Source organism: Secundilactobacillus similis DSM 23365 = JCM 2765 (genome assembly GCF_001311075.1).
In the GTDB taxonomy this organism is placed as follows: domain Bacteria; phylum Bacillota; class Bacilli; order Lactobacillales; family Lactobacillaceae; genus Secundilactobacillus; species Secundilactobacillus similis.
In genome coordinates, this window is sequence record NZ_BBAD01000033.1 from 18,195 (window position 1) to 33,415 (window position 15,221).

The following is a 15,221-nucleotide window of genomic DNA, read 5'->3' on the forward strand; positions in this document are numbered from 1 at the left end:
AATTCTCAAGTAAACTCTTTAGATTATAGCATAACCTATGCAGTTGCGGGTTTGGTGGGCTAAAACCTTACAAAAATGTAACTGAAATTCGTTATCGTTTGTGTCCAGCGTAAGTGTGCGGAGCGAGACGGGTTGAGAGCGTAATGTAAGGGGCTTCGGTGAAAGCGCCCGGGCCTGGCGGTTTTATCGAAGCCCCTTACATGCAGCTCTCAGTCTCGCGCAGCACCATTCGGCGTGGTGGCCAGAAAGCGCGTGGTTGACAAGCTCCAGCTACTTCAGGAACCCCGGAAATAGCAACCTAAGTGGCGCCGAATTTTGTAGCCTGAGAGCGCCGGTTTTCGTGCGGCTTTGGCGAGCGAAGCGATGACAAACAGCCTTCACCCCAATCGCACCCAACACTTACGCTGGACACAAGCGACAGCAAAAAGGCACCACAACACCCAAAATGGATGTCATGATGCCTCCTCAATCAAAGCATGATCGCATTAATTTTTTAATTAGTTATGACGACGCTTCTTAGCAGCCTTTTCACGTGCATTTGAATCCAGAATTTGCTTCCGTAAACGAACGTGGTCTGGCGTAACTTCACAGTATTCATCGCTGTTCAAGAATTCCAATGATTCTTCCAATGAGAAGTGAGTTGGCGTCTTGATCCGTGCCATATCATCTGAACCGGCAGCCCGGACGTTGGTCAAGTTCTTACCCTTGGTAACGTTAACCGTGATATCGTTCTCACGGCTGTTTTCACCAACGATCATCCCTTCGTACACGTCAGTACCTGGATCGATCAATAACCGACCACGACTTTCGATACCCATCATGGCGTAAGTGGTTGCCTTACCAGCGTTCATTGAGACCAAAGTCCCCTTTGAACGACCTGGGTTCCAGTTACGGATAACTGGGGCGTACTTTTCAAAGGTGTGGTTCATGATCCCGTAACCACGGGTCATTGACATGAATTCAGTTGAGTAACCGATCAACCCACGTGATGGCGCTAAGAACGTCAAGCGAGTTTGACCGTTATCAGTCGTTTCCATGTTTTGCATTTCACCCTTACGTTGTGACAAGCTGTCGATCACACTACCAGTGTATTCGTCAGGCGTGTCAATTTGGACTTCTTCGTAAGGTTCGCATTGTTGACCATCAACGTCGCGGTAGATAACTTCTGGACGTGATACTTGTAATTCAAAGCCTTCACGACGCAAAGTTTCAATCAGAATTGATAAATGCAATTCCCCACGACCTGAAACAGTCCAGGCCCCTGGTTCGTCGGTGTCATCAACTCGTAACGACACGTCAGTTTCCAATTCAGTCCGTAAACGGTCTTCCAATTGGCGACTCGTCACAAACTTACCGTCTTGACCAGCAAATGGTGAGTTGTTGGTCCGGAAAGTCATTTGAAGGGTTGGTTCATCGATCCGTAAGATTGGTAATGCTTCTTGCGTATCTTGCGCCGTAACCGTTTCACCAACGTTGATGTCTTCCATCCCAGAAACGGCAATCAAGTCACCGGCTTTGGCTTCGTTGATTTCCAAACGCTTCAAGCCGAAGAACCCAAATAACTTCGTTACCCGGAAGTTCTTAGTTGAACCGTCTAACTTCATAACTGTAACGTTGTCACCAACCTTAACTTTCCCACGGAAGATCCGGCCAATACCAACCCGGCCAACGAAATCGTTGTAATCTAACATTGCCACTTGGAATTGAAGTGGTTCGTCAGAGTTATCGATTGGAGCTGGAATGTGGTCAACGATGGTGTCAAAGACTGGCTTCATCGTGTGTTCTTGGGTTGCTAAATCAGGATCAAAACTTGAAGTCCCGTTCATAGCAGAAGCGTAAACCACCGGGAAGTCCAATTGATCTTCGTCAGCACCTAATTCAATGAACAGGTCCAAAACTTCGTCAACGACTTCTGAAGGGCGTGAGCCAGGACGGTCAACTTTGTTGATAACCACGATTGGGGTCAAGTGTTGATCCAAAGCCTTCTTCAAAACGAACCGAGTTTGTGGCATGGTTCCTTCATAGGCATCCACGACCAACAACACACCATCAACCATTCGCATGATCCGTTCAACTTCACCACCGAAGTCAGCGTGTCCTGGGGTATCCAAAATGTTGATTTGCTTGTCGCCATAACGCACAGCGGTGTTCTTCGAAAGAATCGTAATCCCACGTTCTTTTTCGATATCATTAGAATCAAGTGCCCGGTCGGCAATTTCCACGTGTTCATCTAATGTATCTGATTGTTTAAGTAATTCATTAACCAAGGTAGTCTTACCGTGGTCAACGTGGGCAATAATTGCGATGTTGCGAATGTCATCTCTGGTTTTCAAAATGTTGTTCTTCCTTTCGTAAAACGTAACTCTTAATTAAACGGTCGATTTAACGGTCAAGCGTGTAGCGCAATTGGCAACACCCTACACCTTGACTTAACGCCATAAAAAAACTGTGACGCGCATGTCACAGTCCGACGTTTTAACCGACGATTGGCAGAATGTCTCGTTGTGCTTTTTCCGTTGCTACCATTACGAAGTCTGATGATAGCATACCAAGTGGCTTCCCGTCAACTGTTGTCACCGACAGACCGAGAGTTTCTGCTAAAATTTTTCCGGCGCCAAAGTCCCAAGGCTTTAAATAGGAAATGTAGCCGTTTAATTTTCCGGATAAAATGTGACTGATTTCAATTCCCGCTGAACCATAAGCCCGAACGCCCGCACTTTTTTCAGCGACAATTTGCATATTAAATTGATTGCGTAAGATCAGCGGGCCACTGATACCGATCAAGCCATCAGCTAACCCTAAGTTGGCTGGTGCTGGTAACCGCTGCTCATTTTTAAAAACCCCTAGTTGTGGCCCGCCTGAATAAAGGTCATCGTTCATAATGTCATTAATGTAGCCTAGAACGCCCTGACCATCAATATAGAGGGCAATCATCGTTGCAAAGTGATCTTGCTGCTTCACAAAGTTCATCGTACCATCAATCGGATCAACCACCCAGACCCAGCCTGACGTTTCAGTAATCTTATCGCCAAAGCCTTCTTCACCAAGAATTTGACTATCAGGTGAAAATTGTCGGATTCGTTCAATTAAAAATTGTTCATTAGCCTTATCAACGTTGGTTACAAGATCTTTGCGACTAGACTTCTCAGCAACGTTGAGCTTCTCCGCCATTTTAGTTAATACAAATTTTCTAGAGTCTCTCAACCAGCCTTTCACCGTTTGATCAATTTCTTGCAACTGTCCTTGATCCATTAATGTGATCCTCCTAACACCATTTTAACTGACTTACGGGTCGTTTCTCGGGCGGCCTTCATTGTTCGGTACAAACTGTATCCAGTTAACGTCTCGAATTGTCGGCCAAGTTGTTTTTCCTGCGACTTCGATGGCACAATTTCTTTAAATGCTTGATAAGCTGCCAGCAATGCTTGCTTAGAAACACCCTGATTTAATTCATAGGCATCCTCTAAACGTTGATACAGCGTCGTTACAACCACGATTTCGTCGGTCGTCCAATCATCGGCCAGTGGATACGAATAGTTTTTCATCCTAAAATTCTCCTGTTCTTAATCTCACCATACTTCTGCAGTCGATTATACCGCGGTTTCGGCTTCAGAGATAGCCCTAGCATTGTGGCCGCTCAAATATGACCATCACAGCAGTAGTGATTTTTTGCGCCTCTCGCACCCCCTCTGTAGACACCACAAAAAGGCTCAGGACAACCGTCCTGAACCTTTTTGACATTAACCATATACAGGTTTAGATGTGAGTTGGGAATCCAATAGCAACATCAGCTGCTTCTTGGATTGGTTCACTCAACGTTGGGTGTGGGTGAATGGTCAAAGCAATGTCTTCAGCGTTCATGCCGCTGTTAACTGCTAAGCTCAATTCAGCAATCAAATCAGATGCACCAGGTCCAACAACTTGAGCACCAACAACCGCATTCGTATCCTTGGTCGTTACCAAACGAACGAAGCCATCTGGTTGATCCAATGATACGGCCCGAGCGTTACCAGCGAATGGGAACTTAGCTGTCGTAACATCTAAGCCTTGTCCTTGGCTTCACTCTGAGTCAAACCGACAGTTGCCAATTCTGGGTCTGCAAAGCAGACAGCCGGAACGCCAACCCAGTCGTTAGCAGTGTTCTTGCCAGCAATGGCACCAGCAGCAGTCTTAGCTTCGAAGAATGCCTTGTGAGCCAATGCAGGACCAGCAACGATATCGCCGATAGCGAAGATGTTTGGTACAGAAGTACGACCTTGTGAGTCAACTTCGATCAAACCGTGATCGCCAGTCTTAACACTGGTCATTTCAAGACCAATGTCATCAGTGTTAGCGCGACGGCCAACAGTGACCATGACGTAATCCGCTGTAATGGTTGAAGCTTTACCGTCAACTTCATAAGTGACAGTAACACTCTTATCATCTTGTTCAGACTTCTTGGCCATGGCGTTGGTAATAACGTCAATGCCCTTCTTCTTCATCTGGCTCAAGACAACCTTAACCATATCTTTGTCAAAGTTTGGCAAGATGGAATTCGTGCCTTCAAGAATGGTAACGTGTGAACCGAGGTTAGCGTATGCGCCAGCCAATTCAGTTCCAACGTAACCACCACCGATAACAACAAATTCTTTAGGAATAGCTGGTAAGTTCAAACCACCAGTTGAGTCAAGGACCCGACCGCTGAACTTAAAGCCAGGGATTTCGATTGGACGGCTACCAGTAGCAATGATTAAGTTCTTGAATTCAATGGTCAAACCATCATCAGCACTCATAAATTGCTTTGGACCAGTTGAAACGACACGTAACTTAGTGTCTGAATCAAGTACGGCTTCACCTTGGATGACATCAACTTTGTGCTTCTTGAGCAACATCTTGACACCACTCGTCATCCGAGCAACCACCTTTTCGTCTTTCCAAGCTTGCGTCTTGGAGAAGTCGATTGATGGGGCTTGGGTGGTGATGCCGAAGGTTGAGGCGTCCTTAGCGTCTTGGAAACGATGACCAGCATTGATCAACGCCTTTGAAGGCACACAACCTACGTTTAGGCAAACACCGCCTAAAGTATCTGATTTTTCAATTACTGTCACGCTTTGGCCTAATTCGGCTGCGCGGATTGCGGCAACGTACCCACCAGGGCCGGCACCAATAATGACAGTATCGCGTTTTTCAACATCTGACATATGCGGGTCTCATCCTTCCATTAATAACAATTGTGGATCATGAAGCAAGTCGTTCAACTTGTTCAAAGCACGTTGAGCTAAGGCACCATCGATCAAACGGTGATCGTAACTCAATGATAACTTCAACATGTTGCCAACTTCGATTTCGCCATCTTCGTTGACGTAAGGTTCCTTAGCAATCTTACCAACACCTAAGATAGCAACTTCTGGTTGGTTGATAACTGGGGTGAAGAAGCCACCACCAATTGAACCAACGTTACTGATAGTGATTGAACACCAGACATTGCCTTAGCACTCAACTTGTTGTCGTAAGCAGCTTGGGTGTTATCGGTAATTTCCTTGGCAATTTCAAACAAGCCTTTAGAATCAGCGTTCTTGATGTTTGGTACATACAAGCCGTGAGGGGTATCCGTTGCGATACCAACGTTGAAGTAGTGCTTGTAAACAATTTCTTCGGAAGCGCTGTCAATTGAAGCGTTGAATTCTGGGAATTCCTTCAAAACAGCAACCATTGCCTTAACGATGTATGGCAAGAAGGTCAAGTGGATCTCTTTGTCAGCAGCAGCTTGCTTGTACTTCTTACGGTTAGCCATCAAAGCTGATACTTCAACATCTTGGAATGAAGTAACGTGTGGTGAGATATCCTTAGAAGTCCGCATTGCCTTAGCAATAACCTTACGAACCATTGACATTGGTTCACGGGTTTCAAGTTCTGGTTCGTCAGAAACGTATGGCTTGATTGGAGCTGCGGCTGGTGCGGCTGCGGCTGCAGGAGCAGCGGCTGCGGCAGCTGGTGCAGCGGCGCCGTTAAAGTTGTCAATGTCAGCCTTAACGATTTGGCCATGCTTCCCAGTTGGGGTAACAGCAGTGATGTCAACGCCCTTGTCACGTGCATATTGACGAACAGATGGCATTGCCAAAACTAACTTGTTAGGATCTGATTGAGCAGGAACACCGGTTGCGGCAGCTGGTGCGGCTGCAGGAGCGGCTGGTGCTGCAGGTGCAGCTTCAGCAGGTGCTTCAGCGGCTGGTGCTGCTTCTTCAGCTGGTGCATCATCTTCTGGTGTGTCAGGTGAACCGTCATCGATTTCAACTAATGTGTCACCGATTTCGGCAGTTTCGCTTCTTGTTTAACAATTTTCTTAATAGTCCCAGCCACAGGTGATGGCAATTCTGAAACGGACTTGTCGTTTTGGATTTCGACTAAAACGTCGTCTTCCTTAACAGCGTCCCCTTCTTTAACAAGCCATGATGCAATTTCACCTTCGGCCATCCCTTCACCAAGCTCAGGGAGTTTGAATGCAAAAGCCATGGGAAAACTTCCTTTCTATATCACAAAGTGTGTTTAGTAGTTCAAAATTTCGCGTGCTTTTTCTTCGATATCGTCAGCGTTTGGAAGCCAGTCGTTTTCAACTTGGGCCCAAGGGTAAACAGTATCAGGAGCAGCAACCCGGCCGATTGGGGCATCAAGGTTCATAATTGCGTGTTCGGCAATTTCTGAAGCAACTTGGGCGCCAACGCCAGCCATCTTTTGAGCTTCTTGAATGACAACTACCTTGTGAGTCTTTTCAACTGACTTGAAGATGGTGTCAGTGTCGATTGGTGATAATGAGCGTAAGTCGATCACTTCAGCAGAAATGTTTTCCTTAGCTAACTTGTCAGCAACCTTAAGTGATTCGTTGACTTCAGCACTGTAAGCAACCAATGTGATGTCAGTACTCACGAACAACCTTAGCGGTGTCTAGGGGAACAGTGTACTTGCCTTCAGGAATTTCGTCCTTCATTGAACGATATAACTTCAAGTTTTCCATAAAGAGCACTGGGTCGTTGTTTTCAACGGCTGAAATGATCATGCCCTTTGCATCATATGGGTTAGCTGGTGTAACAACCCGCAAACCTGGAGTCCCTACAAAGTAGTTTTCCAAGTTATCGGCGTGCATTTCAGCGGTATGAGTACCACCACCAAATGGTGTCCGAATAGTGATTGGCATTGCGCGTTTGCCGCTGAAACGGAAACGGTTACGTGCCATTTGACCACCAATTGAGTCAACAGCTTCGAAAGTAAAGCCCATGAATTGGATTTCAGGAATTGGACGCCAGCCAGTTGCAGCTAACCCAATTGATAAACCTAAGATCCTGATTCAGCTAATGGGGTATCAAAGACACGGTCTTCGCCGTACTTGTCTTGTAAGCCTTCGGTAGTCCGGAACACACCACCGTTTTTACCAACGTCTTCACCAAAGATCAACGTTTTTGGATCTTCGCCTAAAACGACATCTAAACCATCTGTGATTGCTTTAATGTAAGTTAATTTAGCCATGGTTACTTCGACTCCTTTGCTTCGAATCTTGCAATGTCAGCTTTGATTTGTGGAGTTGGTTCTTCGAACGTGGTCTTCAACATATCAACAACTGATTGCGTTGGTGTATTTTCAGCTTCCTTCATTGCATCCTTGAAGCTGGTCTTGTATTCATCAACAAGCTTGTCTTCTTTTTCTTGTGACCATAATCCCTTGTCGGTCAAGACTTTTCTCATCCGAATCAATGGATCGGCATCGAACCAAGGTTTTTCTTCTTCCTTAGTCCGGTAACGACTAGGATCATCGCCGGCACTTGAGTGAGCACCGAAACGATAAGTTAACGTTTCAACTAATGCAGGACCGTTGCCGGCAGCAGCGAATTCACGAGCTTCCTTAGTTGCAATGTAGACAGCCAATACGTCCATCCCATCAACCTGGATACCTGGAACACCTGAAGCAACACCCTTTTGAGCCAAGGTTTCAGCAGCAGTTTGCTTGTAACGTGGTACTGAAATTGCCCAGCCGTTGTTTTGAACCATGAAGACTGCGGGAGCTTGGAATGATGATGCAAAGTTAACACCTTCATAGAAGTCACCCTGTGAAGTACCACCATCACCAGTGTAAACAAAGGCAACCGTATCTTCTTCACCGTTCTTCTTGATACCTAAAGCGGCACCGGCCATTTCAACGTATTGCGCACCAATGATGATTTGTGGGAACCAGTTGCGTTGGTCGCCGTAATCATCACCAACCGCGTTACCCTTTGACCATAAGAAGCCTTGGGCAACGGATGCACCGTGTTGAATTAATTGTGGTAAGTCACGGTAGGCTGGGAATAGGAAGTCTTGCTCCTTGAAAGCAGCAATTGAACCCATTTCACTAGCTTCCTCACCAAAGGTTGGGGCGTAGAAGCCTAACCGACCTTGACGAGAGAAGTTCATTGTTTGTTCATGCAAGGCACGTTCCCAAACCATCTTTTCCATAAAATCAACTAATTGATCATCTGAAAAAGTATCGAAAAGTTCTTGATTGACGATCTCACCTTTTTCATTCACAATTTGGAATGTTTTCTTATAAGGATCGCTCATCTTGGCTTTAATTGACGCTAAATCAATCACATGCCCAGTTTTCTTCGCCATAACTAACACTTTCCTTTCCGTTTGTATGCATTCAGTTTCAGGACGTCAACCATCCTTTTGAAACCGTTTGCTTTCTCAACTACACTCTTAAATTAACACGCTTTCACAAATCATGCAAGCCCTTTCATTACTTTTATATCGCAAAATTCGCCAAGTTGCCTTTCAGTCAAGGGATTGCGTTTTCTGAAAAAATGTTTGTGTTTTTAATCACATTTTTTTGATTTCATATTCCAAAGAAGATATGATAAGATTAATTAATTAAGTACTTGTTTATACATCGGAGGTAATGGTCTTGATTTTAATGAAAGATATCGTCAGAGATGGCGATCCAGTTCTTCGTCAAGAAGCAGCACAGGTCAGTTTTCCGCTTTCTGAAGAAGATCAAAAGTTGGCAGATGATATGATGGAATACTTGGTGGTTAGCCAAGATCCTGAACAATGCGAAAAGTACGGTCTTCGTGCTGGCGTCGGTTTAGCAGCGCCTCAAGTTGGCGTTTCCAAAATGATGGCCGCCGTTCTCGTACCCGCGCCTGAAGATGGTGGTAAATCACCATTTACCGACGTGATCATTAATCCCGTCATTATTAGTCACTCCGTCCAAGCCGGGGCTTTGACGGAAGGCGAAGGTTGTTTATCAGTTGACAAAGACGTCCCAGGATTCGTACCACGTCATGACCGCATTACCCTCCGTTACCAAGACACAACGGGTGAAACCCACAAGATTCGGTTGAAGCACTATCCAGCAATTGTGTGCCAACACGAAATCGATCACTTACACGGTGTCTTGTTCTACGACCATATTGATCACGAGCATCCATTTGAAGTCAGTGATGACACGGTGCTGTTCGAATAACGCTAATTACTTAACTGCTCAACAAAACACGTCAACGGTTATCCTCAAATTTGAGGATAACCGTTGACGTGTTTTTTGCACTTTCTTCTATAACTAACTAAACTATTCTGTTTGATTGATTTGAGAAGCATCCATCCGTCGCAAATCTTGAATGTACTCAATCGTCGCTTCGTTGACGAGATAGGCAACCCCTAGATGAACTCGAATCGTGTGGCGCCAAGCGTCAGTCACTAGAAAAGCGGATTGTCCGTCTGCTACCGCCGATTCAACGTGTTCGTCCTGACAAAATTCCGCCAGCAAGTGGTTTAATCGTTGACGAACAAGTGGCAGTTGTTCATCCGTGACATCATCCATTCGGAGAATAAATTCAAAGGCCATCACACCGCGTCCCCAGCCATCTGGAATCACAGATGCCGATAATAACGTTGCAGGATCGGTGATGAATCGCTCATCTGCTAACCGTTGTAACGCAGCCAATAGCGCCACCTTCGTTTGGTCTAACGCCGCTAGTTGGGCAGTCTTAGTCGCCCGGCTAACAATTAATCGATGGATCAACAAGTACAACACCACTGCGACAACGATTGCAATCACAATCGTTAGCGTTCGTCCCATCATCTTGACCACCCCACTTTCTCATTTTATAGTAGCACATTCTTTGACCCGAGTGATATCAAAATCCGCTTAGTTTCTAAGCGCTACCAGTCAGTTGTTTTAGTTGCGAAATCACTGGTGTTGTCATTAAAGGTCACCTAGCGTCCTCACTATACATTCATTTCCCAATATGATAGTATATAAGCAACTGTTGTTGATCTCAACAAGACGTTCGGTTACAAAGAAAAGGTTGATTAGGCTCCCTTAATCAACCCGTTGATTTTAACGGTATTTATAGAAAGGAAGTTTACCTGTCACTATGATTTTTAAAGTTTACTATCAAGAAGACCAGATTCGCAACCCTAAGCGTGAGGACACGAAGTCCCTTTACATCGATGCTGAAACGGAAGTTGACGCACGCGCTTTGGTTGCTGCTAATACCAAGCACAACATCGAATTCATCGAACCACTAGAGGGTAAGTTCCTTGAATACGAACAACAAGATCCAAATTACGAATTGACGGAGTTTAATCAATGAAAAAACTAAACGTCAAAAATAACGAAACTGCAATTTTTGGCGTTGGTGGTCTTGGTGAAATCGGGAAAAACACTTACGGGATTCAATTTCAGGATGAAATCATCCTCATTGATGCCGGCATCAAGTTCCCCGAAGACGAGTTACTTGGAATCGATTATGTGATTCCGGATTACCACTACCTCGTTGCCAACCAGCAAAAAATCAAGGCACTTGTTATCACCCACGGTCACGAAGACCACATCGGTGGGGTCCCTTACCTTTTAAAGGATCTCAATGTGCCAATTTATGCCGGGCCACTAGCGCTTGCCCTCATTAAAAACAAATTGGATGAACATGGTCTGTTACGGACAACCGAACTGCACGAAATCAACGAGGACACCGTCCTTAAGTTCCGTAAGACTAGCGTTTCATTCTTTAGAACCACCCACTCGATTCCTGATACCTTAGGGATCGCAGTGCACACCCCATCTGGCGTTATTGTCCAGACTGGGGACTTTAAGTTCGATCTGACACCAGTTACTAACCAGCCGCCTAACCTACAACGGATGGCTCGGCTTGGTGAAGAAGGCGTCCTTTGTCTGATGGCCGACAGTACCAATGCCGAACGTCCCATCTGGACGAAGTCTGAAAAATGGGTTGGCAAGTCAATTCGAAAGATTTTTGATCAAGTTGAAGGGCGGATTATTTTCGCCACCTTCGCGTCAAACATCTCCCGGATTGAAACCGCCTGTGAAACAGCCTTGGCTCACGGTCGTAAGATTGCCGTCTTTGGTCGAAGCATGGAAGCCGCTATCGTTAACGGTCGTGAACTCGGCTACCTCAACATCCCTGATGAAGCGCTGGTTGACGCCAACGATCTTCGTTCACTCCCTGCTAACAAGGTCATGATCCTTTGTACAGGTTCTCAGGGTGAACCGATGGCTGCGCTATCACGAATCGCTAACGGTACCCACCGTCAGATTTCAATTCAACCCGATGATACGGTTATTTTCTCAAGTAACCCAATTCCTGGGAACACTGTGAGCGTTAACCACGTCATCAACGAATTGGAAGAAGCCGGTGCTAACGTCATTCATGGTAAGGTCAATAACATCCATACTTCTGGTCACGGTGGCCAAGAAGAACAAAAACTGATGTTGCGGTTGATGAAACCGAAGTATTTCATGCCAATTCACGGTGAATACCGGATGTTAAAGATCCATACCGAATTAGCTGAGCAATGTGGCGTCCCACTTGACCATAGTTTTATTATGGAAAACGGTGACGTCTTGGCCTTAACTAAGGACTCCGCTCGAATCGCGGGTCACTTTACCGCTGGCGATGTTTACATTGACGGCAGTGGCATTGGCGATATCGGCAACGTTGTTCTCCGTGATCGCCAATTACTTTCTGAAGAAGGTCTCGTTGTTGTTGTCGCAACGATCAACTTAAAGGATAAAATTATCCAGCCGGCCCAGACCTCCTGTCACGTGGTTTTGTTTACATGCGTGAATCAGGTGAATTGTTAAACGAAGGTCGTCGGTTGGTCTTCTCAACGATTCGTCGGGCAATGCGTTCTAAGAAAGCAAATGAAGCTTCAATTCGAAACGCCATCATTGATGACCTTCAGAATTTCCTTTACGAGAAAACTGAACGTCACCCAATGATTTTACCAATGTTAATTATGGATTAACCCTAGATTACGCAATTCAAGTCGAATTGCGTAATCTTTTTTTAACTTTCAATTCTTCAATCTAGCCCAAACGAAAAAAGTCCGTTATAATGTACGAGTATGATTTTCGAGAGGATGGGTGTTAAGGTGTCAGTGAGTTTTTACATTATCTTAAATGAAACGGCTGGAAACGGTCGTGCAAAGGGTCTTTGGCCGGAAATTAAAGCAATTTTGGATCAACGCCAGTTAGCCTATCAGTTGACGCGAACGCAATATCCAGGCCACGCGTCCGAATTAGCACGCCAATTTGCCAAACAGGCCTCAGGCCAGCAGTTGACCAATTCTGTGGTTCTCGCAATTGGTGGTGATGGCACGCTTCACGAAACCTTGAACGGGTTGATTTCCGCTCACCTTAACACCCCGATACCAATTGCTTGTCTGCCAGTTGGTCTCAATAATAATTTTGCCAAGGGTTTAAACATGGCCACTAATTGGCGTGCCGCTCTAGATCAAATTATAAACTGTACGACTAAGAACACCGTTACCATCGGAACCTATACCGACACCGGCAAACAAACAACTGGTGCATTTACAAACAACGTAGGTATCGGTTTTGATGCGGCCGTGGTCAATAGCGCTAATAGCACGAAGACGAAATCGATTCTCAGTCGCCTACACCTCAATAAACTCCGAATTCTCGCAGCAATTATTGGCGTGTGCTACAACCAAACTGCATTTCCAATGACCGTTCACGTTGGCCGTCACCGGGATATGTACCCTAAAGCTTATCTGGTAACGATTGCCAACCACCCCTACTTCGGGAACGGTCTCAAGGTTGTTCCGTCTGCTTCGATCAGCGAACCCGCTTTAGATTTAATTGTGATCGAAAAAAAGCACCTGCCACAATTGATTTATATCGGCTTTATGATTTTACTTGGTAAACACTTGAAACTCAAAGCGGTTCACCACTATCATGAACAAACTGCACCTCGTCGTTCCGGCAATCGAATACGGTCAGACCGATGGTGAAGAGATGGGTGGCCGTTACTGGGATACCTACTTCGAATCAGCCACGTATCCTTTTTGGATCGATCCGACTATATAAACTATACTCATATATAAACACACCCCTGTGGATACCTACCTTGGTATCTACGGGGGTGTGTTTTGAATTGATTGATTATTTTGACGAAACAAAAAAGAGCCCCCTTTTCGGAAAGCTCTTAGTCTTCAGACGCCGCCATGGCCTCTAAAATCATATTCAAGTTAGCACACTTATCGGATAAATCCTTCATTGCGCGCCCATACTTAGGTTCAATCGTCACCGTTTGATCAGTGGGCTGTACCTGTTTGCATTCAGTTAACTTCAGTTCGTCAAGTTGATGATTCGCTAATCGGTATTCAGTGAGAATTTCTAGTCGATTACTCATCGGATTACACCCCTTTATCTCAGCATAATTAATTAAGTAATTTTTTAATAATTTAAAAAACAAAAATGACTATAACACCAATACCCCAAATTGTGAACTAAGTTTTTCGTAAAGCCTCTTATTAATCTCTAACTATTATTATCCGTTGACCGTTCCGGCAAAGCTTGGTGCGAAATACTTACTGATCGTCGCAATTTGGACGTTTTCGCCAGGAACTGGTGCATTGACATACTCGTTGTTACCAATGTAGATACCCACGTGGTAAGTTGCGCCACTGGCACCCCAGAACAACAGGTCACCTGGGACCGCTGAACCAACAGAGTGCTTTGACACCATCTTTTCTTGTGCAACGGTGTTATGTGGCAGGCTAACACCAGTTGTGTGTGCGTAGACGTACTGCGTCAACCCTGAGCAGTCCATGCCCTTTAACGAAGCCCCGCCCCAAACGTAAGGGATGTTCTTCGAAACTAAACTAACCGCATAACTAGCAACGGAAGTCGTTGCGGCGGCGTCCGCTTTAGTGGTCGTTGCCTTGGTAGTCGTTGACGTTGTTGCGGCTTTGGTTGTTGCTTTCTTAGCCGTTGTTGTTGCTGATTTCGTTGCCTTAGGCGTGGTTGTTACTGTTGCTGAAGAATACGCCGTACTCGTTGCTGCAGCCTTCTTAACAGCTAATTTTTGACCAACAGCAATCATGTCGCTCTTTAAGCCGTTCCATTGCTTTAATTGAGCTAACGACACGCCGTATTTTTTACTAATCTTCCAGAGTGTATCTCCAGATTTCACGGTGTATGTAGATGCGGTTGCAGTTGATGTTGACGATAAGCTGCTAACAGATGCAGCAGCTGCGTTCGCCTTTTTTGTCGTGGTTTTAGTTGTCGTCGTTGTTGTGTTAGTGGTCGTTGCCTTACTACTTGATAAGACTAACTTTTGACCTGCATAAATAACCCCGTTCTTAAGGTGGTTACTCTTTTCTAATTGGCTCATAGAGACGCCGTACTTAGTGGCAAGTTGCCAGACGGTATCCCCCGATTTTACTGTAACCGTCTTAGCACTTGCAGATTGCACAGGCCCGGCTAACATGAAGCCAGCGGCCCCAATCATACCAGCCGTGATGACTTTTACAGATGTGTGTTGTTTTCCCAAATCGGATCACCCCTCCTGTTTTATCGCGTTTTTCAGCGTTCGGTGATGGCGCTTTTATAGAATTACAAATTTATCTTAACACATTTTCTAAATTTTTCCCCAAAAAGCTTAAGAATCTCTTGCGATACGATGGATTTTCCATGGCATTTGTTACCGTTTTCTAAATGCAAATCCTAATGTACCGGGCTTCAGCTCACAAATTCATGTCAACGTTACGGTCACGTTACAAGTTTGTGACAAAACCAACATTCCTCAATTCTATTCTAATATCAGACATTCTATCTAGTATTGTTTCATTTCTGTAGGGTTTTAGTGCTTCTTTTTGTGTTTACGTTTGTGTCCAGCGATAGTGTACGAAGTTTGTGAAACTTGGCTTCATTGGCGCATTAATCATGGA

Annotated in this window: 10 protein-coding genes and 4 pseudogenes; 4 read left to right on the forward strand and 10 right to left on the reverse strand. The window is 45.2% G+C overall.

What is annotated here, in order from left to right; genetic code table 11:
- Nucleotides 1-497: 497 nt before the first annotated feature.
- The 7 genes and pseudogenes from typA to pdhA form a co-directional block, all read right to left on the reverse strand.
- The gene (gene typA, locus JCM2765_RS08800) at nucleotides 498-2,333 is read right to left on the reverse strand and encodes a translational GTPase TypA (RefSeq protein ID WP_054736088.1); all 1,836 of its coding nucleotides are present in this window, start codon (nucleotides 2,331-2,333) and stop codon (nucleotides 498-500) included.
- 142 nt (nucleotides 2,334-2,475) lie between these two features.
- Nucleotides 2,476-3,252, reverse strand: a complete 777-nt coding sequence (locus tag JCM2765_RS08805; protein WP_054736089.1) for an inositol monophosphatase family protein — start codon at nucleotides 3,250-3,252, stop codon at nucleotides 2,476-2,478.
- Nucleotides 3,252-3,545, reverse strand: a complete 294-nt coding sequence (locus JCM2765_RS08810; RefSeq protein WP_054736091.1) for a UPF0223 family protein — start codon at nucleotides 3,543-3,545, stop codon at nucleotides 3,252-3,254. The genes JCM2765_RS08805 and JCM2765_RS08810 overlap by 1 nt, the downstream gene beginning before the upstream one ends.
- Nucleotides 3,546-3,756: 211 nt before the next feature.
- A pseudogene (gene lpdA, locus JCM2765_RS08815) lies at nucleotides 3,757-5,180 on the reverse strand (dihydrolipoyl dehydrogenase).
- A 9-nt stretch (nucleotides 5,181-5,189) separates the two neighbouring features.
- Nucleotides 5,190-6,492 (reverse strand): annotated as a pseudogene (locus JCM2765_RS08820) (2-oxo acid dehydrogenase subunit E2).
- A gap of 33 nt (nucleotides 6,493-6,525) precedes the next feature.
- Nucleotides 6,526-7,500: pseudogene (locus JCM2765_RS08825) on the reverse strand (alpha-ketoacid dehydrogenase subunit beta).
- Between the two features lie 2 nt (nucleotides 7,501-7,502).
- Nucleotides 7,503-8,618 (reverse strand): pyruvate dehydrogenase (acetyl-transferring) E1 component subunit alpha, encoded by a 1,116-nt coding sequence (pdhA, locus tag JCM2765_RS08830; protein WP_054736093.1) that lies wholly within the window; start codon nucleotides 8,616-8,618, stop codon nucleotides 7,503-7,505.
- Nucleotides 8,619-8,910: 292 nt separating this feature from the next.
- Here pdhA and def point away from each other — a divergent pair, with 292 nt between their 5' ends.
- Nucleotides 8,911-9,471 carry a peptide deformylase gene (gene def, locus JCM2765_RS08835; protein ID WP_054736095.1) on the forward strand — a complete coding sequence of 187 codons (561 nt, stop codon included), beginning with the start codon at nucleotides 8,911-8,913 and terminating at the stop codon, nucleotides 9,469-9,471.
- A gap of 102 nt (nucleotides 9,472-9,573) precedes the next feature.
- Here def and JCM2765_RS08840 read toward each other — a convergent pair whose 3' ends face one another.
- On the reverse strand, nucleotides 9,574-10,086 hold the full coding sequence (locus JCM2765_RS08840) for a hypothetical protein (protein ID WP_057151649.1): 513 nt from the start codon (nucleotides 10,084-10,086) through the stop codon (nucleotides 9,574-9,576).
- A 295-nt stretch (nucleotides 10,087-10,381) separates the two neighbouring features.
- Here JCM2765_RS08840 and JCM2765_RS08845 point away from each other — a divergent pair, with 295 nt between their 5' ends.
- The 3 genes and pseudogenes from JCM2765_RS08845 (at nucleotide 10,382) to JCM2765_RS08855 (ending at nucleotide 13,280) form a co-directional block, all read left to right on the forward strand.
- Entirely contained in the window at nucleotides 10,382-10,600 is a 219-nt protein-coding gene (locus tag JCM2765_RS08845) for a DNA-directed RNA polymerase subunit epsilon (RefSeq protein ID WP_054736100.1), read from the forward strand.
- Nucleotides 10,597-12,272: pseudogene (rnjA, locus tag JCM2765_RS08850) on the forward strand (ribonuclease J1). Before JCM2765_RS08845 ends, rnjA begins: the two are co-directional and overlap by 4 nt.
- Before the next feature lie 126 nt (nucleotides 12,273-12,398).
- Nucleotides 12,399-13,280, forward strand: coding sequence for a diacylglycerol/lipid kinase family protein (locus JCM2765_RS08855; protein WP_225352046.1), 882 nt, complete (start codon nucleotides 12,399-12,401; stop codon nucleotides 13,278-13,280).
- A gap of 194 nt (nucleotides 13,281-13,474) precedes the next feature.
- Here JCM2765_RS08855 and JCM2765_RS08860 read toward each other — a convergent pair whose 3' ends face one another.
- On the reverse strand, nucleotides 13,475-13,681 hold the full coding sequence (locus tag JCM2765_RS08860; protein WP_054736102.1) for a hypothetical protein: 207 nt from the start codon (nucleotides 13,679-13,681) through the stop codon (nucleotides 13,475-13,477).
- Nucleotides 13,682-13,819: 138 nt separating this feature from the next.
- On the reverse strand, nucleotides 13,820-14,824 hold the full coding sequence (locus JCM2765_RS08865) for a C40 family peptidase (protein ID WP_054736104.1): 1,005 nt from the start codon (nucleotides 14,822-14,824) through the stop codon (nucleotides 13,820-13,822).
- Between the last annotated feature and the right edge of the window lie 397 nt (nucleotides 14,825-15,221).

Bases quoted from the DNA above. Each gene is read 5' to 3' on its own strand.
- JCM2765_RS08840 (WP_057151649.1), bottom strand. From the start codon at position 10,086: ATGATGGGACGAACGCTAACGATTGTGATTGCAATCGTTGTCGCAGTG.
- JCM2765_RS08805 (WP_054736089.1), bottom strand. From the start codon at position 3,252: ATGGATCAAGGACAGTTGCAAGAAATTGATCAAACGGTGAAAGGCTGG.
- JCM2765_RS08860 (WP_054736102.1), bottom strand. From the start codon at position 13,681: ATGAGTAATCGACTAGAAATTCTCACTGAATACCGATTAGCGAATCAT.
- pdhA (WP_054736093.1), bottom strand. From the start codon at position 8,618: ATGGCGAAGAAAACTGGGCATGTGATTGATTTAGCGTCAATTAAAGCC.
- JCM2765_RS08845 (WP_054736100.1), top strand. From the start codon at position 10,382: ATGATTTTTAAAGTTTACTATCAAGAAGACCAGATTCGCAACCCTAAG.
- JCM2765_RS08810 (WP_054736091.1), bottom strand. From the start codon at position 3,545: ATGAAAAACTATTCGTATCCACTGGCCGATGATTGGACGACCGACGAA.